This is a genomic window from Porphyrobacter sp. HT-58-2, assembly GCF_002952215.1.
Classification (GTDB): Bacteria; Pseudomonadota; Alphaproteobacteria; order Sphingomonadales; family Sphingomonadaceae; genus Erythrobacter.
Map to the genome: position 1 here is coordinate 1,219,546 of NZ_CP022600.1, position 22,095 is coordinate 1,241,640.

Sequence of the window (22,095 nt, forward strand, 5' to 3'; positions counted from 1 at the left end):
TCCCAGCGCAGGCCGTGCCGATGAGCCGCGCGCGCCGCTCCATGGATTGGGGCTTTCCGCGCTGGCGGCCCTATGGTTCTTCGCAGGAAGCGGCGAATGTGCGCATCTGTGACCGCCACGGTTGCGACGAGCCCGGCGATTGCCCCGCGCCCAAGGCCCCCAACAGCCGCGACCGGTGGTATTTCTGCCAGAAGCACGCCGCCGAATACAATTCGAAGTGGGATTACTTCGAAGGGTTGGAGCAGGCCGAGAAGGAAGAACGCGCCCGCGCGGAACGCCGCGAAAATGCAGGCTATGCCGAGGCCGCGCATTACGGCTGGGCAGGGTCAGGCGATGGTTCGCGTTCCGCTGACGAGATGCGCGCGCTTGAAGTGCTGGGGCTCGAAGCAGATGCCGATTTCAACGCGATCAAGAAGGCTTACCGCGCCCGCGCCAAGGAAGTGCATCCTGACGTGAAACCCGGCGATGCCGAGGCTGCCAAGCAGTTCCAGCTGATCCAGACATCGTACGAAGTGCTGCGCGCTGCCGAAGAGCGGCGCGAGTGGCGGGGCTAGGGTTACCCCGGCTCGCTCTCGTCATAGACCCAGTCGGGCCTGCCGCCACACCAGGCGAGGATCGGGCCGCACAGCAGCAAACCGGCAATGAACCCGCCCAGATGCGCCTCCCAGGCAAGGCCGAAATTCTCCGCACCCAGCAGCAGCGGGATCGCGAACAGCGCGATCAACGGAATGTGCAGCTTGATCCATTCGACAAAGGCGCGGGCAAGCTGCGGGCTGAGCAGGGCTGCGGGGGCGCCGTGCGGATCGGGATGACGCATCAGAAAGCCGAGCAGCCCGAAGATTGCCCCCGACGCGCCCAGCATCGGGACGGTGCTTGCCGGGTTGATCGCCAGCCATAGCGCGGCGCCGGCAAGGCCCGAGCCGAAGAACAGTGCCATGAACCCCATGAAACTGCGCGGACCGAAAGGGCCAAGCCGCTCCATGATCGCCGGGCCAAGCGCGGCGAGAACCGAAAGGTTGAAGACGATGTGCATCAGCCCGCCATGCGCGAACATGTGCAAGAACAGCAGTTCGAAACGCCCCTCGGCAAGCCGCGGCCCTGATATGGCCCAGCCGATCATGCTGCCCTGATCCCACAGCAACCAGACGAAAGCGATGACCATCGGCACGGCCAGCACGATGGTCGGGATCCGTCGGTTGCGCTTGATCAGGGGGTCGACATAGGTTTCCGGCTGAAACAGTGGCGGCGCTTCAGGCTCGCTCTCTTCACGTCGCAGAAAGCTCATCCTTGCACCATACCTCTCCGGTTCACAGTGCCTCCTTGAACACCCGTCCGCTCTTCATCACCAGCTTGAGATTGGTGGCGGGATCGCCAATGAAGTCAATGCTTCTCGCCGGATCACCGTCCCATACGAGGATGTCCGCCAGCGCGCCCGGTTCGATCACCCCAAGCTTGCCCGGATAGGGCGCCCGCTCGCCCGACATCGCCAGAAGCTCGCCCGCAGCGCCGGTCGCCATCCTGAGCGCATCGAAGGGTGACATGAATCGGGTGAGCTTCGCCAGCTGCCGCCCCTGACTGGCCGATCCGCCGGGGTTCATCAGGATATCGGTGCCGAAGGCCATCTTCACGCCTTCGGCCCGGCCCTTCTCGAAGGCGCGCACCGTGCCGGCCGAGACCTGTTCCTGCTTGGCAATCTGCACTGGATCGGTCTTGGGATTGGCGTCTTCATCGGCGAGGAAGGGCTGGATTGACCACCAGGCGCCTTCGGCCTTTATCATCCGGATTGTCGCATCATCGGCGAGCTGGCCGTGCTCGATCGACTTCACGCCCGCCCTGAGCGCGCGCTGGATACCTTCGCTGGTATAGACATGGCTGCACACATAGGTGCCCCAGTCCGCCGCCGCGCGCACCGCTGCGCGCATTTCCTCTTCAAGGAACTGCGCGGTGTCGAGCGGATCGTAGAGCGAGGATACACCGCCGCCCGCCATGATCTTGATCTGGCTCGCCCCTTTCATCAGCTGCTCGCGCGTGCGGCGCAGCACTTCGGCCTCGCCATCGGCAATCGCGGCGACCCCGGTGCGTTCAGTATAGTCGGCCGGATCGCTGTCCATCCGCGGCAGGGTGTTGAGGAAGCGGAAGTCGCCGTGGCCCGAGGTTTGCGAGATCATCGCCCCGCTCGGGAAGATGCGCGGTCCGGCAAGGATATTGCGATCCACCGCCATCTTGAGTCCGAACACCGGCCCGCCGGTGTCGCGCACCGTGGTGAAGCCGCGCATGAGGGTCGCGCCTGCCTCTTGCCCGGCGATGAGGTGGACGAGCGCGATATCCTGCGTCAGCGCGGCAAGCTGGCTGACGCTGACGAGGGTGGCGTGCCAGTGGCAATCGATCAGTCCCGGCGTGACGCTGCGACCGCCGCAATCGACCCGCACCGCATCCTGCGGCCCTGTTCCTGCGCCGACGATGGCACTGATTTTGCCACCTTCGACCACGATTTCGCGGCCGGTATGCATCTTCGGACTGTTGCCATCGAAGAAGGCAAGGTTGGTGAGTACCGTCGGACGTCCGGGGGTTTGGGCGCGAGCGAAGCTCGGGGCGAGCCCGAAACCGGCAAACATGCCCAGCACCGCCGCGCTCCCACCCAGCGCCTCACGCCGCGAAATGTCGGCTTCGATCCGGGCAAAAGCCTGCTGCGTCAGGGGCGACCCACACAGGCAGGGGTTGATCCATGCCGCCCCCGGTTCGGCCCCCGCATGATCATGTCCGCAACATTCAAGTCCCATCGCCGTCTTTCTCCATTGCGAACCATTGATACGCAAGCAGATTAGGTCTGGCCGAGAACTGTGGCATCAATAAGCCGTTCCGGCGTCAGGCTGGCCCCGCGAACCCCTTGCCTTTGCTGTCGATCTGCGGATCGGGATTGTCGTTCCACCACGCCACATCGGTCCAGGGGCGCACGTCGACCTCGTGGCTCCAGCAATTGCGCGGCTGGTGGGCGAGGTGCCAATAGGTTTCGGCCAGCGCGGCGGGATCGATGATCCCCTCGCGGCCCTTCTTCTGCTTGAAGGCCTCGTATTTGTCCCCCAGCAGCTTGCCGAGCGTGTCGGGCGCATCGACCGCGCCGTCGACCACCACGTGCGCAACATGGACGCCCTGCGGCGCGAATTCGGCGTTGAGGGTCTGGCACAGCATCCGCCGTCCGCCCATCGCTGCGGCATGGCTATGCTGCCCGGCATTGCCGCGCATGGCGGCGGTAGCCGAGGTGACCAGCAACGTGCCATGCGCGCCGATCTTGGCGCGCTCGACCATGTGCGGGAACAGCGCATGGGCAAGCCGGAACACGCCATAGGTGCCGAGCCGCCAGCCAAGCTCGAAGATCCGGTGCGGGGTCTGATCGAGCGTCCGGTTCCCGATCTGCGCGCCGAGATTGTAGAGCGCGGCATGGATCGGGCCGATATCGCGTTCGGTGCGTTCGATCAGTTCCTCGATCGTGCCGTCCTCGGCCGCGTTGAGCAGGGTGCCGCTGGCTGAACCGCCCGCTGCCTCGATTTCTGCGACCAATCGCGCCAGGCCCGCCTCGTCCGAGCGCCGGGCCATCACCGCGTGGTAGCCGCCTGCCGCAAAGCGCTTGGCGGCATTGCCTCCGATCCCTGCGCCCGCACCAATCACGAGGAACACGGGCTTGCGGCTGTCTGTCATGCTGGCTTCTCCTTGTCCCCTCCCGCTTGCGGGAGGGGTCGGGGGTGGGCAACTGTCACTTAGACATGTTCCAGCGCCTGCGCGAAATCGGCGATCAGATCGTCAGCGTCCTCAATCCCGACGCTGATGCGCACCAGATTGTCGGTGATGCCAAGCGCGTCCTTACGCGCCTGCGGCACCGACAGGTGCGTCATCGACGCGGGGTGGCTCGCCAGCGTCTCCGTCCCGCCGAGGCTGACCGCCAGCTTGGCGATGGTGAGGTTGTCGAGGAAGCGAAAGCACTCCGCCTCGCCGCCCTTGATGAAGACCGAGAAGGTGCTGCCAGCGCCAAGGCAATGACGATCATAAATATCCTGCTGGCGCGGATCGGCGATGAAGCCGAGATAGCCGAGCCCTTCGACCTTGGGATGGGTGCGCAGGTATTCGCACACCTTTGCCGCATTCTCGCCCGCCCGCTGCATCCTCAGTTCGACCGTCTCCAGCGAGCGCAGCAGCATCCATGCGGTGTTGGGATCCACGATCCCGCCCATCGTGTTCCTGAGCGCACGCACCGGCGCGATCCACTTTTTCGCTCCCGCGATTGAGCCAGCCACCAGATCGGAATGGCCGCCGACATACTTCGTCAGCGAATAGGCGACGATATCCGCCCCGTGTTCCAGGGGGCGCGACCACAGGGGGCCGAGGAAGGTGTTGTCGATGGCGATGGGAGTGCCATCCAGCGCCGCATCGCGCGCATCGCGCACCGCTTCGACATCGACCAGCGCATTGGTCGGGTTGGCGGGGCTTTCGAGGTAGATCATCGCCACCTTGCCGCCCTGCGCCTCGGCCTGTGCCTTGGCCTTCTCAAGCACCGCGTCGAGCTCTGTGCGGGTCGCCCCGGCGGGGAAATCGACATAGGTCACGCCGAAGCGGCTCAGCACCTTGGCGACGAAGCCTTCGCTGGCCGCATAGAGCGGGCCGGAATGGACGATCACGTCATTGGCGCTGGCATAGGCCATCATCAGGATGCAGATCGCGGTCATCCCGCTGGAGAAGGTCAGCGCGTCTTCGGCCCCGTCCCACACGGCGAGGCGATCTTCGAGGATTTCCTGATTGGGGCCGTTGAAGCGCGAATAGACGAGGCCTTCCGCGCCCCCTTCGCGCAGGCCGGTGATGCCTTCGAAATGGCGCTTGCCTGCGGCGGCGCTTTCAAAGGCGAAGGTGCTGGTGAGGAAGATCGGGGCCTTGAGCGAGCCTTCCGACAGCACGGGATCATAGCCGTGGCCCATCATCAGCGTGGCGGGCTTCAGCGGCCTTCCGCCGATCTCGCGGCGGGCGGGCTTGGGTTTGCGACGGGGGGTGGGGGTGACGACAGCATCGACGGCGTCAGGCATGACGGCGCATCCTTCCTATGCTCACGCTCCCAGGAAGGCGGGAGCCGTTCGGCGGTGGGCAGGGCGCCCGTTCCTAACCTCCGCAGGAACGCCTCTCCGCTGCCACCGCTGTGCTGGGATAGAGGCTACCGTGTGCGCACGATCCTTTCAAGCGAAGCATGGAAGGTTTCACACCAGCGCAGCAATTCCCCACACCACGCCGACGATCAGCAGCACCCCCGCCAGATCGAGCAGCGCCCCGGCCTTGACCATCTGTTCGATGCGGATGCGGCCCGTTGCCCAGGCAATCGCATTCGGCCCGGTGCCCGCCGGGAGCATGAAGCCCCAGCTTGCCGCCAGCGCGGCCGGCAGGGCGAGCAGCACCGGATCAGCCCCCAGCGCCACCACCAGCGCGGCGACCACAGGGATGATCCCCGTTGCCGTTGCCACATTGCTGGCAAATTCGGTGACGATGATCACCAGAGCCGTCACCGCAAGCGCCACCAGCAGCAGCGGCCATGCTTCAAGCGGCAGCAGCGCCTGCCCGATCCACCCGGCGAGGCCTGAGGCCTGCATGCCCCCCGCCAGCGCCAATCCTCCGCCGAACATGAAAATCGTGCTCCATGGCGCGCGATCCGCCTCGTGCCAGACCAGCAGTGGGCATCCGGTTCCATCAGGCAGGAGGAACAGCGCCAGAGCGGCAATCACTGCGATCGTCCCGTCCGTCCATGATCCCGGCGGCAGAAGTGGTGCGACGAGCGGCTGCGTGACCCATGCAAGGAAGGTCGCCAGCACCAGCGGCACGAGGCGTCTTTCAGGCGTGCTCCACACCGCGCGGCTGTCAATCGCGGCGCGCGCTGCGGCGGTATCGAAAGGGTGCGCTGCGACACGCTGCACCCGCGCGACGATCCAAGCGGCCAGCGGCACGCTCAGCAGCACCAATGGGATACCAAAGAGCGCCCACTGCACGAAGCTTATGCGCACCCCGGCGATTTCGTCGAGCAGGCCAACCGCAATGGCATTGGTGGGCGAGCCGACAATCGTGCCGAGCCCGCCGATGCTGGCGGCAAAGGCGATACCCATCGGCAGAGCGCCCGAAATGCCTTCCTTTTGCCCTACCGCTGCGCTGCTTGAGGGTGTTTCTTGCCGCCCTACCGCTTCGCTGCTTGAGGGTGTTGCTTGTTGCCCTATCGCTTCGCTGCTTGAGGGCGTGCCCCCCTCCAGAACCGCCAGCGCCATCGGCATCATGATCAGCGCGGTCGAGGTGTTCGAGATGAACATCGACAGCAGCGCCGCTGCGATCATGAAGGCCAGCAGCAACCGGTCGGCGCTGCCGCCTGTGCCGATCAGCCGCAGGATCGCCAGGCTCAGCCTTCGGTGCAGTCCGGTGCGCTCGATCGCCAGCGCGATGAAGGCCCCGCCCAGCAGCAGAAACAGGATCGGCGAGTAATAGGTGCTTGCCGTTGCCTCGGCGCTGGATACACCGGCCAGAGGCAGCACCACGAACGGCAGCAGTGCGGTTACGGCGAGCGGCACCGCCTCGGTCATCCACCAGGCGGCCATCCATACCACCAGCCCCGCTACCAGCCAGGCCGCCGGCGCAAGGCCCGCAGGGGGCGGCAGCAGCGCAGCGAGGGCGAAGGCGAGGGGGCCAAGCATGAGGCCGATCCGGCGCGCTGTCATGGCCGGAGCCTATCAGCCCGATGGGCGAACCTGCAAGCCTTGCTTCACAGCCCGATGTTCCATGTGGAACATCTGCGGGGAGGGGGTCTGGCGCGGGTCAGAACCCGGCGAGAAGGGGGCAAGGGCTGGTCAAGCAGGGGTCAAGCAAAGGGCAGGGGCTGATCTGGCACGGCCAAGCAAAAGGGGGCGAGCCAACCGGCCCGCCCCCCTTTCGATCCGCGCGTTGCCTGCCGCCTTACTTCGGTGCCAGCACCATCAGCATCTGGCGCCCTTCAAGGCGCGGGAACGCTTCCACCTTGGCGACTTCGGCAACGTCATCCTGAACCTTCTTCAGAAGGTCCATGCCGAGATGCTGGTGCGCCATTTCACGCCCACGGAACCGCAGCGTGATCTTCACCTTGTCGCCATGCTCGATGAACTTGTGCACGTTGCGCATCTTCACGTCATAATCATGCGTGTCGATGTTCGGCCGCATCTTCACTTCCTTGATGTCCTGGGTCTTCTGCGTCTTGCGCGCGAGGTTCGCCTTTTTCTGCGCCTCGTAGCGATACTTGCCGACATCAAGGAACTTGCACACCGGCGGGTCCGCGTTGGGGGACACTTCGACGAGATTGAGGCCCTTCTCGTTGGCCTGCTCGATCGCTTCGCGGGTGTACATCACGCCAAGGTTTTCGCCTTCGTCATCAATGACGCGGACCTTGGGGACGTTGATCATGTTATCAAATCGAGGGCCGCTTTTTACAGGCGGGGCCAACGAGCGCCGGGGTGGACGTGATATGGGGTGTTCTCCTGTGGTTACGTCTTGTTGCGCGCTCCTTAGTCCGAAAAGCCGGGGAGCGCCAGATGGAGTCTTACGCTGCCGCCTGCCACAGTGGGAAACGGGCGATGCGGCCACCCGCAGGCATCAGCGCCTCGATCCGGCTGGCCGGTTGCAGCGCGCCGAGGATTTCAGGCGCGCCGGCATCCATCCCGCCGGTGAGAGTGCCGAAGGCGGGCAGGATCATGCGTTCGGCTCCGTTTGCGCTGCGTCCGACCACGGCACAGGGGCGGGCGATGTGGCGGTTGCGGACATTGACGCGCAGCTTGGGGTGGTAGTGGCCCGACAGCTCTGGCGCGGTTTCGCCACGCTTCGCTTCGTGACGCAAGGTGACGCCGCCGACTTCGAGTTCCGGCACGATCGTCCCGCCGAAGCCCTTGGGAAGCGCCTCGTCGTGGTTGCCGGTGATCCACACCCAGTCCAATGCGCGGGTCAGCGCCTCCAGCATCCCGGTGCAATGCGCATCGAGCCTCAGCGCGCCGGCATCATCGTGGAAATTGTCGCCCAGCGTGATGACCCGCCGCGCGCCCGTGACCCGCACCGCATCGGCCAGCCGTTCGAGCGTGTCGCGGCTGTCATAGGGCGGCAGCATCTGGCCCCGCGCGGCATACCAGCTCGCCTTTTCCAGGTGCAGATCGGCCACCAGCAAGGCGCGTTCGGCCGGCCAGTAGGCAGCGCGCCCCTGCCCAAGGGCAAGTTCGTGTCCGGCAAAGGAAAAGGGGGTGAACATAGCGGGAACCATTGCGGTGTCTTTGCCTGCAAAGATTCGCCTTGGCAATGCCAGCGCGGGACTTGTGCGGCGCGCGCCTTGCCCTATGGTGCGCGGGAATGACGGACGGGGATGTATGACGGACTGGACACCTTACACCGAACGCGCGCGCGTATGGTTCGAAGCCTTGCGCGACGATATCTGCGCTGAGTTTGAGGCGATCGAGCGGGAGGCCGGTTCTGACGCGGCCTTCCAATACACGCCGTGGCAGCGCGAAGAGGAAGGCAATGCCGATCCCGGCGGCGGCACGCAGGGGCTGATGAAGGGCAAGGTGTTCGAAAAGGTCGGCGTCAATGTTTCGACCGTGCGCGGCAGCTTCGCCAAGGAATTTGCCGGCAGCATCAATGGTGCGAGCGCAGAGAACCCCGGCTTCGTCGCCACCGGCATCAGCCTGGTCGCGCACATGGCCAATCCGCACGTGCCGGCAGTGCATATGAACACCCGCTTCCTGACGACGACCAAGGCGTGGTTCGGCGGCGGCGCTGACCTCAATCCGCCGATCCCCTATGCCGAGGACACAGCCGATTTCCACGCCGCGATGCGCGCGGCCTGCGATCCGCATAACGAAAGCTATTACGAACGCTATTCAAAATGGGCGGAGGAGTATTTCTACATTCCCCACCGCAAGGTCGGCCGCGGAGTCGGAGGCATTTTCTGCGACCATCTGGAATGCCCCGATGACGCCGCATGGGAACGCAACTTTGCCTTTATTCAGGACATCGGAAAGCAGTTCCTCGCTGCCTTTCCGGCAATCGTGAGAAAGCGCATGAACACGCCTTTCGATGCGGCGGACGAGGCGCAGATGTTCGAATACCGGGGCCGCTATGCCGAATTCAACCTGGTCTATGACCGCGGCACGATCTTCGGCCTGAAGACCGGCGGCAATATCGACGCGATTCTGATGAGCCTGCCGCCAAGGGCGACGTGGTCATAAGGCGAGATGCTGGTCTAGGGTGGGAAGTGGCTGTCAGGAGCGACAAGGCCCGCAGCCTTATCCAGTTTCGCCGCCGGAGGAAATCCGGCCCGGGGCAAGCCAAGCTCCCCCGGGCCAGTCAGTTGGTTACAACGGTGCCGGAGCCTCTGCAACGATGGGGATGAAGATGGTGTAGCAGGAAGTCCCGCCCGTCGTCCCTGAAGTGTCGATCGAGCAGTAGGTGTAAAAGCAGCCGGTCGAGTTGCAGTCGGTCGAAGACCAGCTACCCTTGGTCCCGCGGCCGGATTTCTTCTTCGCTTCAGCCATGTCGGGCGCCGCGGCCATAGCCGCAGCGACGACGGCAAGCGCGAACGAGAACTTTGACATAATTTTCATGGATGCGAACCCTTTCAAAATGCTGCCATAAGCGGCAGCAGCCCGAAAAAAATCGCGCGCCTCCGGCAATGTCAACTTGGCGAGACCAAAACGAAGTCTTGTTGCTTCTATAAGGTTCAATCGCTTTAGTTTTTATTCGGATGTTGCTTGAATAATTTCTTTAATTTCAAGGGCATATGTCAGATTCTGTAAGATAGTTATATTTTAAGGTATCAGATGGCTATCCCGAGTCGCCTCATGCGCGTTTCCGTTTGCGGCTTTGCGGATCTGGCGCTCATGCGCTCCGCAAATGAAGCCACTTTGTCACAGTGCAGGCATGCGTCCTTCTTCGCACTTGCGGCAACAGCGCCCGGCGCACATATTCACTTGTGATGCTGCGCCAGTACGAACTCGTCGAGAAGGTTCTCGATTACGATCCCAACGCCGACGAGGCGATGCTCAACCGTGCCTATGTCTATACCGTGCAGAAGCACGGCACCCAGAAGCGCGCGAGCGGCGATCCCTATTTCAGCCACCCGGTCGAAGTCGCCGGGCTGATGACCGACCTGAAGCTCGACATGGCGACGATCATCACCGCGCTGCTCCACGACACGGTCGAGGACACGCTGGCGACGATTGACGATATCGAGGCCCATTTCGGCCCCGAGGTTGCGCGGCTGGTGGACGGGGTGACCAAGCTCTCCAAGATCGAAACCATGCCGGAAAACGAGCGCGCGGCGGAAAACCTGCGCAAGTTCCTGCTGGCGATGTCCGAGGATATCCGCGTGCTGCTGGTCAAGCTGGCTGACCGGCTCCACAACATGCGCACGCTCCACTTCATCAAGAAGCCGGAAAAGCGCCAGCGCATCGCCCGCGAGACGATGGATATCTACGCGCCCCTCGCCGAGCGCGTGGGCATGTATGAATATATGCACGAGATGCAGGCGCTGGCCTTCCGCGAGCTGGAGCCGGAAGCCTATGCCACGATCACGGGCCGGCTGGAGCAATTGCGCTCGCAGGATGGCGGGCAGGTCGATGCGATTGCACTCAAGATCAAGCAGCGCCTTGCCGAGGCGGGCCTCAAGGTCGAGGTCTACGGGCGCGAAAAGCACCCTTTTTCGATCTGGCACAAGATGGCCGAACGCCATGTCAGCTTCGAACAGGTGACCGACATCATGGCCTTCCGCGTCCTCACCGAGACCGAGGAGGACTGCTACCGCGCACTGGGTATCCTGCACACGACCTGGCAGTTCCTGCCGGGCAAGTTCAAGGACTACATCTCGACACCGAAATCGAACGGTTATCGCTCGCTCCACACGTCCTTGATGTACGAAAACTCGATGCGGGTCGAAGTGCAGATCCGCACGCGCGAGATGCACCGTACCAATGAATTCGGCCTTGCGGCGCACTGGGCCTACAAGCAGGGCGACAGGCCCGACGGGGCGGTGGGCTGGCTGCGCGACCTGATCGAGATTGTCGATGCCAGCCACGATGCCGAAGAGCTGCTCGAACACACCCGCATGGCGATCTATCAGGATCGCATCTTCGCCTTCACGCCCAAGGGCGCGCTGTTCCAGCTGCCCAAGGGGGCGACGGCGGTGGATTTCGCCTTTGCGGTCCACACCAATCTCGGCACGCAGACTGCTGGGGTGAAAATCAACGGGCGACACATGCCGCTGCGCACGCCGCTCAATAACGGCGATGTGGTCGAGATCATCAAGAACCCCCACGCCAATCCGCAGCTTTCATGGCTGGGCTTTGTCGTCACCGGCAAGGCGCGCGCCGCGATCCGCCGTGCGGTGCGGATGAAGGAGCGCGCCGAGGTCGCCGCGATCGGATCGAAGCTGTTCGACGAAATCGCTGCCCGCGTCCCCGCGCGCATCGGCAAGAAGGCGATCCGCGCCGCGGTCGAACGGCTCGGCATGGATGAACCCGATGACCTGATGTATGCCATCGGCGCGGCCAAGATCCCCGACCGCGAGGTGATGGAGGCGCTCGTTCCCGGCTGCACCGCGGGCATCGAGGAGGACGAGCACTGGGAGCGGCGCGAGCGCGCGATCTCGATCCGGGGCCTCACGCCGGGCGTCGCCTTCGACCTTGCGCCCTGCTGCCACCCGGTGCCGGGCGACCGCATCGTCGGCATCCGCCGCAAGGGCGAGACCGTGCTGGTCCACGCCATTGATTGCATGGAGCTGGCGAACGGGGTGGACAGCGACTGGATCGATCTGGCCTGGGGCAATCGCTCGGTCGGCGCTACCGGCCAGCTTTCGGTGACGATCTACGACCGGCTCGGCACGCTGGCGGAAATGGCGGGCATCTTCGCGCAGAACAAGGCCAATATCATCACCCTGATGCAGGCCCAGATCGACCCGCCTTTCGTGACCTATGATGTCGAGGTGGAGGTGCAGGATGTGGCACACCTCAACCGCATCATCTCGGCCCTGCGCGCCAGCGACGCCGTGGCGCAGGCTGAGCGCCAGTAGGAGGCTTTAGCCTCCCGCCGCAACGCGCCGCACCGGCACGCGGATGTTGCAGATGTCCGCCCCGCCAGCGGGCGTGATGAAGAACGGATCGCGGCGGTTGGCGATGGCTTCGGCGTAGGTCGCGAAGGTGTCGCTTTCGGTCGAGAGATATTCGAAAAGCGGCCGTTCGCCCGCAGGCAAGTCGCTCGCCACCCGCACCGTCAGGATCGGCGTGCGCTTGTCCCTTTCGAACTCGGCATAGAAGCCCAATTCGCCCTTGCCCCTTGGGAGGCTGGAGAGGTGCTCCATCCCCTCGATAACCCGGCCCACCAGCGCGATATTGCGATCGAGATGGCGCGGCGCGTGGCCGATCACGGTATAAAGCTCCGCGCCCGATCCGGTATCCGGCGAATAGTTCCGCCCTACGCCGACCATGCCGTAGCAGTGGGTGGGCCAGACCTCGCCATGCTCACCTTCGATCTTGCCAGCCATCTGCCAGCCATTGGAGAACCCCGCTTCGCCCTTCGTTACGTAGGGGTCGAGAATTCGAAGCGGTGAACCAAAGCCGAGATCACAATAACGCTGAAAGTTGTTTTCGCCGGCGGGGGAAAGATAAGCGCATTTGGCGGGCGCAACATACTCTGCCTCCCCCATCACCATCAGCCCCTCTGGCAAGGGCTTCGGCTCCCCCGTCGCCTCGGGGTTGTCGTAATTGGGATCGCCCCACTGGGTGACGTAATTGTCCTGCACCCGGTTGACCGAGATGCCATCATACCACTTGGCGCGGGCGAACAGGCGGATGTTGTGGACCCAGCCCTGGCTGAAGGGCGCGGGCATCAGCTGGATCACCACCTGACGCGGCTTGCCCTCGGCATCGGGCGCGAGGGTCATCACCAGCAGATCCTCCGCCGGGATGCGCGTCCAGTCCGCCTTGGGCGCGGCGGCGACAATCTCGGACGGCGCAGGCGCGGTAGTCTTTGTTTGCCCTACCGGTTCAGCCTGCGGCTGTGCTTCGCGTCCGCTGCTTGAGGGCGAAGGGTCCTGAGCGGAAGCAGGCAGGGCAAGGGCGAGGGCGGAAGAGGCGACCAGAAGCATCTTTTTCATCGAGCAAAGGTGCCACCACGCGCCTTGCGAAGCAATCCATTCGCGGCTAGTGGGCCGGGCTTGCCCCGAAAGGCGCTCCCGTTCTCGCGCTCAAGTAGCGGACGCGAAGCACAGCCGCAGGCTGAACCGGTAGCGCAACAAGGGGCCTCGCGGAGCAGTGGCCGAGTGGTCGAAGGCGCACGCCTGGAAAGTGTGTATACGGCAAAACCGTATCGAGGGTTCGAATCCCTCCTGCTCCGCCAACACCGCCTTTCTGGCTGGTTCTTCCCGCTTAAAAAGCACGGAAAAAACAAAACTTTAGAGCGCCCTCTCTGCTTCCGGCCATTGCATTCTGATGCGACCCGTCGCGATCTCATGCGGGTAAGGATGTGCGGAAAAAATGGGAAATCTCACCGCTGGCATGCTCCGGGGGGCGCTTGAGCCTGGATGCCATCACGACGGCGATGGGCTTTTCCTGAACGTCACCCCGACCGGTACCCGTTCATGGTCCTCTACGGACAAAAGGCGTTTGGGGCTCGGATCGCACGGTCTGCTGACACCACACTGTTGCTCCTAGAGTGGGTCCATCGAGGAGGCCTTGCCAAGCGGCATTTGTCCAGACAAATTGCAGGGCGAAATCGTCACAGGAGCAACCATGCTGCATTCATCCTCCCACTTCCGGCGCTCGATTGTCCTTGCCATCGCCGCGGCTGCGATGGTGATGGCCGCTCCTGTCTTATCTGAAGGAGACACCGCACCTGCCGCCCCCACCGCTGACAGCCGCGCCGCCGCGCCGGAAGAATTCCGGATGTGGATCGATGCGCGCGCGGGCACCGGCGAACCGGTGCATTGGGTCTCGGAAGGGGGGATCTACGAATACCCCAGCGGCAAGAAGCTGTTCGGCATGATCGGGTTCGATTCAAGCCGGGTGTTCTGGCCCGAAAAGCCCGGCGATCCGGTGGTGCACCTGACTCGCAAGACCTATGCCTACACCGATCCGGAAACCGGCGAGATTCTTACCGAATACAACGGCCAGAAGGTCGAGCCGATCGCCTATCCCTATCAGATGATCTCTTACCGCTACGAGAACGGGCGCATCTATGGCGATGTTGAACAGGGCGTTGCACCCGCGGTTCAGAAGATCGAAGCGAAGACGGGGATGACCTGGCGCTGGATGGGGAAGGACACGCTCGCCATAACGGCGCCGGTGTTCCTCGATTTCCCGCTCCCCGGCGGCGGGCGGTACGAAGCCTGGGAGAACTATGACTTCTTTATCCACCGCCCCGGCACCAATGCCGAACCGCACCAGATGGCGTGGCAGCGCTATGGCGCGCTCCCGCCGTTTGCGGGCAAGGGGCAGGCGATCTATCACCTCTTGTCGTGGCGGGTCGACAGCAACACCAAGTTGCCGGAGCGGCTGCGCGAATGGGCTGAGCGGGAAAAGCCGATGTGGCTCAATCCGCCGCGCGACCTCAATGAGATTCGCGCGCTCCAGCAGGGCAAGGCGATGGAGGGCTGGGCGCGCTGATTGTGCCGCGCGCGGTGCTTGCAGTATGATCCAGATCAAGGACGCATCGCCCAAGCCTTGACAAACCCGCGTTCCACGTCGAATTTGTCCGGACAACTTTCCGGCTCAGCTCAAAGGTGCCGCCCATGGCCAAAGATCTGCCCCCGCCCTACACCGCAATGAGCCGTCATCCGATGATGCCGCGCACCTCCCATGACGAGGCGGCGCGGTTCAATTTCCTGACCCATTTCAACCGCTATCTTTCCGGCACCATCGGCGCCGGCAACCGGCTCGCCTATGAAAAGCGGGTGCTGCCCGCCTTCCGGGCCGAACATGGCCGCGATCCCGAGCACCGCTACGAAATCCGCGACGCGATGAACCAGGATCCGTGGCACCGCATGTGGTCGGCGCTCAAGCGCAATTCGATGGAAATGCGCCAGCACAACGGGCGGCAGGTGGTGCTGCGTCAGCTCGACGAGCTCGATGCGATGGCGCGCCAGTTCAACGAACATTCGGGGATGCTCGAACTCGATCCGGCGATTGCACAGCCCGAGTACCAGACCGCGGTCGATATTCACTGCCAGCCCGGCGGTTACCACGGCGAGGAACGCCCCGGGGATGTGACGGTCGGCGCGAATTACGATGTCGGCCTGTTCGCGACCACGGGCGGCGCACTCGGCGGACTCAACGACGGGGGCGGGCAGGCGGTGGTCGGCTGGGTCAAGGCCGAGCGGCCCGACTGGCGCCCGCGCCGCATTCTCGATATCGGCTGCACCATCGGCCACAACGCTGTGCCAATCGCGCAGGCGTTCCCCGATGCCGAGGTTATCGCGATTGACACCGCCGCTGCGTCCCTTCGCTACGGAGCGGCGCGGGCGGCGGCGCTGGGGGTGAAGAACATCCGTTTCGTGCAGGCCTCGGGCGAGGACCTGTCGCGCTGGGCCGACGGGCATTTCGACTGGGTGCAGACCACCATGTTCCTGCACGAATTGTCGGCCAAGGCCATGCCGCGCATTCTGGCCGAGGCCAATCGCGTGCTCGCGCCCGGCGGGTTGATCCTGCACATCGAGCAGCCGCAATATTCCGACGAAATGCCGCTGTTCGAACAGTTCATGCGCGACTGGGATGCGTTCAACAACAACGAGCCGTTCTGGTCAGCGATGCACGGGCAGGATTTGAAGGAAGTCATGGCCAAGGCCGGTTTCCCGCACGACAGCCAGTTCGTCGCCGGGGTGCGGGCGGTGGTCGACCCGGCGATTTTCCCGCCCTCTCCCGATGCGGCCGAGGAGGATTATGGCCGCGCCGCGATCTGGAACGCCTATGGGGCCTGGAAGCCGCTCGCCAAGGCGGAAGCAGCATGAGCGAGGAACTCGACTGGATCGCGCTCTCGGGCCGCCGCGCGAAGGGCAAGCGTCCGGCCTTCTTCGACGAACCGGCATTGGACCGGCTCTATTCGACCGTTTTCGCGCTCGCCGCCGAAGTCTCGGCATTGCGCGAGCGGCAGGATACGCTCGAACGGCTGCTCGAGGCGCGCGGGGGGCTGACGCGCGAGGAGATCGAAAACTTCGTGCCTGACCGCAAGGCGGGGGACGAGCGGGGGCTGGCCACACAGGCCTATATCGCGCGCATCATGCGCGGCTTCCAGCAGGAGGTCGAGGCGATGGAGGCGCATGATCCGCCGATCATGGACATCGTCGAGAAGCTCTCGCGCGAATAGGGATCACGGCGCGGACGGGGTGCCGACAACAGGGGGTCAGAAGCGATGGAATTCCTCGTAACCAACGAACTTGCCATCCTGAGATGGGTGCACATTCTGGCGATGGTCTACTGGCTGGGCGGCGAATGGGGCGTGTTCCAGACCAGTTACCATGTCACCAATCCGGCGCTGTCGCTGGACGAACGGCGGCGTCATATGGAGACGGCCTACCGGATCGACATTCTCGCGCGCACCGGTATCGTCCTCCTGCTGCCGCTGGGGCTGCACATGGGCAAGCTGTTCGGCTTCGTCCCGCTGCTCGAAGGGGCAGGCGTGTGGTGGATGTGGCTGTTCTTCGCCATCTGGCTGGCGATGACCTGGACAGCCTTCATCAAGCGCGAGACCGATATCGGGATTGCGGTTACCCGCACCGAGGAATGGCTGCGTTATCCGCTGATCGCCGCGCTGGTGGTGGCGGCGGGGATGGCCTTTGCGGACAGTGGCCCGATCGCCTCGGGGCCGGACAACCTGTGGTATCCTTCCAAGATGGGACTCTATGCCTTCGCGCTTGTCATCGGCCTGTTCCTGCGGCTGGTGATGCGGCGCTGGACCGAGCGGTTCCGGATCCTCGCCATGGGGCCGAATGCCGAGCAGGAAGCCGCGCTCGCCCGCGAGATCGCGACCGCGCGCCTTGCGGCCTATATCTATTGGATCACCATCGCCTCGGTCTGTTTCCTCGGCGCGGTGAAGCCGTTCTGAGGGAGAGCCTGCCATGCCCGCCTACATGATCGTCACCGCTGCGATCCGCGACCGCGAGGCCTTTATCGCGGGCTACGGCGCGGCGGCGGCGGCGCTGATCCCGCAATTCGGCGGCGAATACCTGCTGCGCGGCCCGGGCGCGGAGTGCCTCGAAGGCAGCTTCGGGGAGGGCGCGAGCATGGTGATCTCCAAATGGCCTGACCGCGCTGCGATCAAGGCCTTCTGGAACAGCCCCGAATATGCCGAGGCGCGGAAACTGCGCGAAGGCTTGGCCGATGTGCAGGTGCTGGTGATCGACGGCCCCGATCTCGTCACTCCAGAATCTGGTTGAGCTCGATCAGGATCCCGTCGGGGTCGAAGAAGTTGCAGCCCATCACGCGGATCTCCGGCCCGCCGTTGCGGCCCGGATAGGTTTGCAGCCGCGCCTCTGCGGTGAAGGTCACGCCGGGTACCTGCTTGGCACGCGCGCAGCGGCCTTCGACATCGTCGGTGTTGAGCACCAGCACGACATCGCCCGCCGGCCCATGCGCTTGGGATAATCGCCTGCAGGAATCGCCGGATCGACCCACTCCATCAGCCCGACCCAGCCGACCCAGGGATCATTGGCATTGAGCAGCACCAGCCGCGCGGTCGCGCCCGGCTCGCCCGCCGGCAGGGCGACGCCCGAGGTCTGGACAGTCGTATCGTAATTGACCTGAAGCCCGATCACATCGCGGTAGAGCGCGAGCGACTTTTCCATGTCGCGCACGATAATCGTGGCGCGGCGCACGTCGGTCGGCAGGCGATCCCTTGGCGCAGCAACGCCGGGAGAGGCGGGCGCGGCGGCGACGGTGCGGGGCGCCTCGTTGCCGATATTGACGGCGCAGCCCGCCAGCAGGCTGGCGGCGGCGGCCAGTGCGATTATTCTCATGCGCTTTCTCCCACGGCGCCGTCCGCAATCAGGGCGGCAATACGTTCCTCGTCGTAGCCCAGCCTTTCCAGCACCTCGCGCGCATCGCGTCCCGGTGTCGGCAACTCCTGCGGCGCGCCGATGCGCGTTCCCGCCATTTCGAGCGGGATGGTTGGCAGGCGCACTTGGGTGCCGTTGTCGAGGGTCACGTCCTCCAGCCCGCCGTGTTGCAGATGGGGATCGTCGAACAGGTCTTCGGGCTTGCCGATCGGTGCAAAGGGCAGGCCGGAGCCGTCGAGCTTCGCGATCACCTCGGCGCGGGTCATCGTGGCGATCAGCGTGCGGATTTCAGGTATGATCCGGTCGCGCGCCGCCACGCGGGCGTTGTTCTCTCGCAGGGTTTCGTCGGCCCACAGCGCATCGAGCGCGAAGAGGCGGCAGAACTTCTCCCACAGCGCATCGGTGACCACGCCGATGAACACCGGCTCGTCGCGCGTCTCGAACACGTCATAGATCGCCCAGGCCGAGACGCGCGCGGGCATGGGCGCGGCGGGGCTGCCGGTGACGGCGAACTGCGCCATATGCTGGCCGACGAGATAGGTGGTGGTCTCGAACAGGCTGGCGACGACCTTCTGCCCGCGGCCCGTGCGGTGGCGTTCCTCCAGCGCGGCGAGCACGCCGATGACGCCGAACATCCCGCCGGTCACGTCGATCACGCTCGCACCGGCGCGCAAGGGGCGGCCCGGCGGCCCGGTCATGTAGGCGAGCCCGCCCATCATCTGCGCGACCTCGTCCAAGGCGGTGCGCTGTTCGTAGGGGCCGGGAAGGAAGCCCTTTTCCGAGCAGTAGATCAGGCGCGGATTGGCAGCGGCGCAAGTGTCATAGTCCAGCCCCAACCGGTCGAGCGCGCCGGGGCGGAAATTCTCCACCAGCACATCGGCGCGGGCGATGAGGTCTTGCGCCACAGCGATCCCCTCAGGCGATTTGAGATCGAGGCAGATCGACTGCTTGCCGCGGTTGTACATCGGGAAATAGCCCGCGCCCGATCCCTTGAGGCGGCGCGTGTTGTCGCCGCCGATGGGCTCGATGCGGATCACCTCGGCGCCGAGCCCTGCAAGGATATGGCCGACCACCGGCCCCATCACCATGTGGGTGAACTCGACGACGCGGATGCCCTTGAGGGGTTCTGGCGCGGTCATGATGCGATCCTCTGTGCGTAGTCCTTCATCGGCCCGGCATCGGGGGTGAAGCCGTAGAGCGGCTCGTCCGGCAGCGCCTCGGCAAGGATGGCGCGCACTTCGAGCAGCCTGTAGAGGTCGATCCCGGTCTTGAGGCCCATGCTGTTGAGCATCAGCACGAGGTCTTCGGTCACGAGGTTGCCGGAAGCGCCCGGCGCAAAGGGACAGCCGCCGAGCCCGCCCAGCGAGGCATCGAAGGTGGTGATCCCTTCGTCCAGCCCGGCTACGACATTGGCAAGGCCAAGCCCGCGGGTATTGTGGAGGTGGAGGGTGGTCATCCGCTCCGCCCCCACCGCCGCACGCACCTTGCGCACCAGCCTGCGCACCTGCGCGGGATCGGCATAGCCGGTAGTGTCGGAGAGCGAGAACTCCTGCGCCCCCGCCTCCGCCGCCTTTTCTGCAAGCCGCACCACGGCATCCTCGCTCACCGCGCCTTCCATCGTGCAACCGAAGGCGGTCGAAAGGCCGACGGCAAAGTGGATGCCCGCCGCCCGCGCGATTGCCGCCGCCTCGGCGATCTCGGCCAGCATCGCGGGGTGATCCTTGCGCACGTTCTTGATCGAGTGGGTCTCACTCATGGAGAAGGGGATGCTCATGGCGTGGACCCCGGCCTCGGCGGCACGTGCGGCTCCCTTGGCGTTGGGCACCAGCGCGACGACATTCAGCCCCTCGATCGTGCGCGCGAAGGCGACGAGGTCAGCGGTGTCGGCCATCTGCGGCAACAGGCTCGGCGGCACGAAGCTGCCCACCTCGATCTCGCGCACCCCGGCGGCTGCCTCGGCGGCGATCCAGCGTTTCTTCGCGTCGAGCGGCATGATCGCCTTGATCGATTGCAGTCCGTCGCGCGGGCCGACTTCGGAGATGAGGATTTCGGTCATGTGGCGGTCTCCCGATAGGCCCATGGCCGCAGCTTCCGGTCAGCGGCCAGCCACGCGAGTATGGCGGGTTTTTGCTTGAGGGTCAGGTCGATGGCGTCGAGGCCCTCGGCCAGCATCGCCTTGGCCTCCGGATCGATGGCGAAGGACCAGCTGTCGTCGCCTGCGCTGACGGTCTGCGTGGGAAGGTCGATACGCACCATCTGCCAGACAAGGGCGCGGACCACCGCTTCTGGCAGCTCGATCGGCAGAAGCCCGTTGCGGATGCAGTTGCCCTTGAAGATCGGCGCGAAGGACGGGGCGATGATCGCCTCGATCCCGAACTCGGCCAGCGCCCAGACGGCGTGCTCGCGGCTCGATCCGCAGCCGAAGTTCGCGCCCGCCAGCAGCAGGCGGGTGCCGATGGCATCGCGCTGGTTGAGCACGAAAGCCGGATCGCGCACCCGCGCGGCGGCATCGGTGTATCGCCACGGGGCGAACAGCCCCTCGGCAAGGCCGGTGCGCCCGGTGGTCTTCATCTCGCGGCTGGGGATGATCGTGTCGGTGTCAATATTGTCGCGCAGCAAGGGCACGCCGGGGCTGGTGATGGTGGAGACGGGCTTCATGCGGAGGCCTCCTCGCGGGCGAGCAGGCGCGGATCGGCGATCACTCCGGCAAGCGCGCTGGCCGCTACCGTTTCGGGCGAGGCGATATGGGTGCGGATGCCGGGGCCCTGCCGTCCCTCGAAATTGCGGTTGGTGCTGGATATGACGCGCGAGCCCTCGGCAAAGCCCTCGCCGCCCGCATAGAAGCACAGCGAGCACCCGCTCATGCGCCATTCGAACCCGGCCGCCTCGAAGACCTTGTCGAGCCCCTCGGCCTCGGCCTGCCGCTTGACCGCGAGCGAACCGGGGACGACCAGCGCCTTGCGGATCGTGGGCGCGATGCGGCGGCCCTTCAGCAGCGCGGCGGCGCGGCGCAGGTCGGATATGCGGCTGTTGGTGCATGAGCCGATGAAAGCAGCGTCAATCGGCGTCCCGGCCAGCGGCGCTCCGGCGGGCAGGCCGATATAGGTATGCGCGCGCTCGGGCCCGTGTGGCACAGTAGCGGTGACCGGGATGGTGTGTTCGGGACTGGTGCCCCAGCTGACCATCGGGGCGATGGCGGCGGCGTCGATTACGATCTCGCGATCAAAGCTGGCATCGGCATCGGAACGCAGCGTCGCCCAATATGGATCGTCGAAGGCTTCGGGGGCATAGGGCCGCCCCGCGAGGTAGGCGAAGGTCTTGGCATCGGGCGCGATGATCCCGGTCATGGTGCTGAATTCGGTCGCCATGTTGGCGAGCGTCAAGCGCCCTTCCATGTCGAGCGCCGTCACCGCCTCGCCCGCGAACTCCACCGCATGACCCGCCCCGCCGCCCGCGCCGTGCGTGGCAATCAGCGCGAGCGCCATGTCCTTGGCCGTCACGCCGGGGGCAAGCTGGCCGGTGAAGGTCACGCGCATCGTTCTGGGCCGCTCCATCCTGAGCGTGCCGGTGACCATCGCGTGCTCGGCCTCGCTGCTGCCGATCCCCCAGGCGAGCGCCCCGAACGCGCCTTGCGTGCAGGTGTGGCTGTCGGGCGCAACCAGCGTCAGGCCGGGCAGCACGATGCCCTGTTCGGGCGAGATCACATGGATGATCCCCTGATCGCGGTCGTTGACATCGAACAGGGTGATCCCCGCTGCGCGGGCGGCTGCGCGGGTTTCGGTGATGAAGCCCTCGCCGCCAGGCATCAGCGTACCGTCCCCGCGCCCGGGGCGGGTATCGACGATATGATCCATCACCGCAAACACCCGCGCCGGATCGAGCACGGTGCGCCCTGTCTCGGCCATGCGCCTGAGCGCCGCCGCCCCGGTGCGTTCGTGCAGGAATACCCGGTCAATCGCGATCAGGTGCGCGCCACCCGCCGTTTCGGCGATGCGGTGTGCGTCCCAGATTTTGGCGAACAGGGTTTGTGCCAT

23 protein-coding genes and 1 tRNA gene are annotated in these 22,095 nt (G+C 65.0%); 9 read left to right on the forward strand and 15 right to left on the reverse strand.

Translation table 11 applies throughout. The features are described 5' to 3' along the window. The first annotated feature begins 20 nt into the window (after nt 1-20). Nucleotides 21-554: a J domain-containing protein gene (locus tag CHX26_RS05835; RefSeq protein WP_104941561.1), complete on the forward strand. Its 534-nt coding sequence runs from the start codon at nt 21-23 to the stop codon at nt 552-554. A 2-nt stretch (nt 555-556) separates the two neighbouring features. Here CHX26_RS05835 and CHX26_RS05840 read toward each other — a convergent pair whose 3' ends face one another. The 7 genes from CHX26_RS05840 to pdeM form a co-directional block, all read right to left on the reverse strand. Then, nucleotides 557-1,285 (reverse strand): rhomboid family intramembrane serine protease, encoded by a 729-nt coding sequence (locus tag CHX26_RS05840; protein WP_104941562.1) that lies wholly within the window; start codon nt 1,283-1,285, stop codon nt 557-559. 22 nt (nt 1,286-1,307) lie between these two features. Continuing rightward, entirely contained in the window at nt 1,308-2,780 is a 1,473-nt protein-coding gene (locus tag CHX26_RS05845) for a metal-dependent hydrolase family protein (RefSeq protein ID WP_104941563.1), read from the reverse strand. Between the two features lie 85 nt (nt 2,781-2,865). Further along, nucleotides 2,866-3,696, reverse strand: coding sequence for an SDR family NAD(P)-dependent oxidoreductase (locus tag CHX26_RS05850; RefSeq protein WP_104941564.1), 831 nt, complete (start codon nt 3,694-3,696; stop codon nt 2,866-2,868). A gap of 59 nt (nt 3,697-3,755) precedes the next feature. Next, the gene (locus CHX26_RS05855) at nt 3,756-5,069 is read right to left on the reverse strand and encodes a cystathionine gamma-synthase family protein (protein WP_104941565.1); all 1,314 of its coding nucleotides are present in this window, start codon (nt 5,067-5,069) and stop codon (nt 3,756-3,758) included. Nucleotides 5,070-5,237: 168 nt separating this feature from the next. Then, nucleotides 5,238-6,731 (reverse strand): SLC13 family permease, encoded by a 1,494-nt coding sequence (locus tag CHX26_RS05860; protein ID WP_104941566.1) that lies wholly within the window; start codon nt 6,729-6,731, stop codon nt 5,238-5,240. Nucleotides 6,732-6,966: 235 nt separating this feature from the next. Beyond that, entirely contained in the window at nt 6,967-7,446 is a 480-nt protein-coding gene (gene infC / locus CHX26_RS05865; RefSeq protein ID WP_233997299.1) for a translation initiation factor IF-3, read from the reverse strand. 136 nt (nt 7,447-7,582) lie between these two features. Continuing rightward, nucleotides 7,583-8,290 carry a ligase-associated DNA damage response endonuclease PdeM gene (pdeM, locus tag CHX26_RS05870; RefSeq protein WP_104941568.1) on the reverse strand — a complete coding sequence of 236 codons (708 nt, stop codon included), beginning with the start codon at nt 8,288-8,290 and terminating at the stop codon, nt 7,583-7,585. Between the two features lie 103 nt (nt 8,291-8,393). Here pdeM and hemF point away from each other — a divergent pair, with 103 nt between their 5' ends. Further along, nucleotides 8,394-9,251, forward strand: a complete 858-nt coding sequence (gene hemF, locus CHX26_RS05875; protein WP_104941569.1) for an oxygen-dependent coproporphyrinogen oxidase — start codon at nt 8,394-8,396, stop codon at nt 9,249-9,251. A 126-nt stretch (nt 9,252-9,377) separates the two neighbouring features. Here hemF and CHX26_RS05880 read toward each other — a convergent pair whose 3' ends face one another. Next, a complete protein-coding gene (locus CHX26_RS05880; RefSeq protein ID WP_104941570.1) occupies nt 9,378-9,626 on the reverse strand; it encodes a hypothetical protein in 249 nt (82 codons plus the stop codon). 371 nt (nt 9,627-9,997) lie between these two features. Here CHX26_RS05880 and CHX26_RS05885 point away from each other — a divergent pair, with 371 nt between their 5' ends. Further along, nucleotides 9,998-12,088, forward strand: coding sequence for a RelA/SpoT family protein (locus CHX26_RS05885; RefSeq protein WP_104941571.1), 2,091 nt, complete (start codon nt 9,998-10,000; stop codon nt 12,086-12,088). 6 nt (nt 12,089-12,094) lie between these two features. On the opposite strand, the gene CHX26_RS05890 is transcribed toward CHX26_RS05885, so the two are convergent. Next, nucleotides 12,095-13,171 (reverse strand): peptidylprolyl isomerase, encoded by a 1,077-nt coding sequence (locus CHX26_RS05890; protein WP_104941572.1) that lies wholly within the window; start codon nt 13,169-13,171, stop codon nt 12,095-12,097. A gap of 151 nt (nt 13,172-13,322) precedes the next feature. Here CHX26_RS05890 and CHX26_RS05895 point away from each other — a divergent pair. From CHX26_RS05895 to CHX26_RS05920, 6 genes are all read left to right on the forward strand, one after another. After that, nucleotides 13,323-13,413 (forward strand) — tRNA-Ser (locus tag CHX26_RS05895). Between the two features lie 392 nt (nt 13,414-13,805). Continuing rightward, nucleotides 13,806-14,678 carry a DUF1838 family protein gene (locus tag CHX26_RS05900; RefSeq protein WP_199797844.1) on the forward strand — a complete coding sequence of 291 codons (873 nt, stop codon included), beginning with the start codon at nt 13,806-13,808 and terminating at the stop codon, nt 14,676-14,678. A gap of 125 nt (nt 14,679-14,803) precedes the next feature. Further along, nucleotides 14,804-16,018 (forward strand): class I SAM-dependent methyltransferase, encoded by a 1,215-nt coding sequence (locus CHX26_RS05905; RefSeq protein ID WP_104941573.1) that lies wholly within the window; start codon nt 14,804-14,806, stop codon nt 16,016-16,018. After that, nucleotides 16,015-16,374, forward strand: coding sequence for a hypothetical protein (locus CHX26_RS05910; RefSeq protein ID WP_104941574.1), 360 nt, complete (start codon nt 16,015-16,017; stop codon nt 16,372-16,374). Before CHX26_RS05905 ends, CHX26_RS05910 begins: the two co-directional genes overlap by 4 nt. Nucleotides 16,375-16,419: 45 nt before the next feature. After that, on the forward strand, nt 16,420-17,112 hold the full coding sequence (locus CHX26_RS05915; protein ID WP_104941575.1) for a hypothetical protein: 693 nt from the start codon (nt 16,420-16,422) through the stop codon (nt 17,110-17,112). 13 nt (nt 17,113-17,125) lie between these two features. Next, nucleotides 17,126-17,443: a DUF1330 domain-containing protein gene (locus tag CHX26_RS05920; protein ID WP_104941576.1), complete on the forward strand. Its 318-nt coding sequence runs from the start codon at nt 17,126-17,128 to the stop codon at nt 17,441-17,443. On the opposite strand, the gene CHX26_RS16150 is transcribed toward CHX26_RS05920, so the two are convergent. From CHX26_RS16150 to CHX26_RS05945, 6 genes are read right to left on the reverse strand one after another with little or no spacing between them, the layout of a single operon-like run. Next, nucleotides 17,424-17,555: a hypothetical protein gene (locus CHX26_RS16150; protein WP_257790849.1), complete on the reverse strand. Its 132-nt coding sequence runs from the start codon at nt 17,553-17,555 to the stop codon at nt 17,424-17,426. The two genes, CHX26_RS05920 and CHX26_RS16150, sit on opposite strands and share 20 nt — an antisense overlap. Beyond that, nucleotides 17,552-18,022 (reverse strand): VOC family protein, encoded by a 471-nt coding sequence (locus tag CHX26_RS05925; protein WP_104941577.1) that lies wholly within the window; start codon nt 18,020-18,022, stop codon nt 17,552-17,554. The genes CHX26_RS16150 and CHX26_RS05925 overlap by 4 nt, the downstream gene beginning before the upstream one ends. Beyond that, nucleotides 18,019-19,200 (reverse strand): CaiB/BaiF CoA transferase family protein, encoded by a 1,182-nt coding sequence (locus CHX26_RS05930; RefSeq protein ID WP_104941578.1) that lies wholly within the window; start codon nt 19,198-19,200, stop codon nt 18,019-18,021. The genes CHX26_RS05925 and CHX26_RS05930 overlap by 4 nt, the downstream gene beginning before the upstream one ends. After that, complete coding sequence (locus tag CHX26_RS05935) at nt 19,197-20,117, reverse strand: hydroxymethylglutaryl-CoA lyase (protein WP_104941579.1); 921 nt, start codon at nt 20,115-20,117, stop codon at nt 19,197-19,199. The genes CHX26_RS05930 and CHX26_RS05935 overlap by 4 nt, the downstream gene beginning before the upstream one ends. Next, on the reverse strand, nt 20,114-20,719 hold the full coding sequence (gene leuD, locus CHX26_RS05940) for a 3-isopropylmalate dehydratase small subunit (RefSeq protein ID WP_104941580.1): 606 nt from the start codon (nt 20,717-20,719) through the stop codon (nt 20,114-20,116). The genes CHX26_RS05935 and leuD overlap by 4 nt, the downstream gene beginning before the upstream one ends. Beyond that, entirely contained in the window at nt 20,716-22,095 is a 1,380-nt protein-coding gene (locus CHX26_RS05945; protein WP_104941581.1) for a 3-isopropylmalate dehydratase large subunit, read from the reverse strand. Before CHX26_RS05945 ends, leuD begins: the two co-directional genes overlap by 4 nt.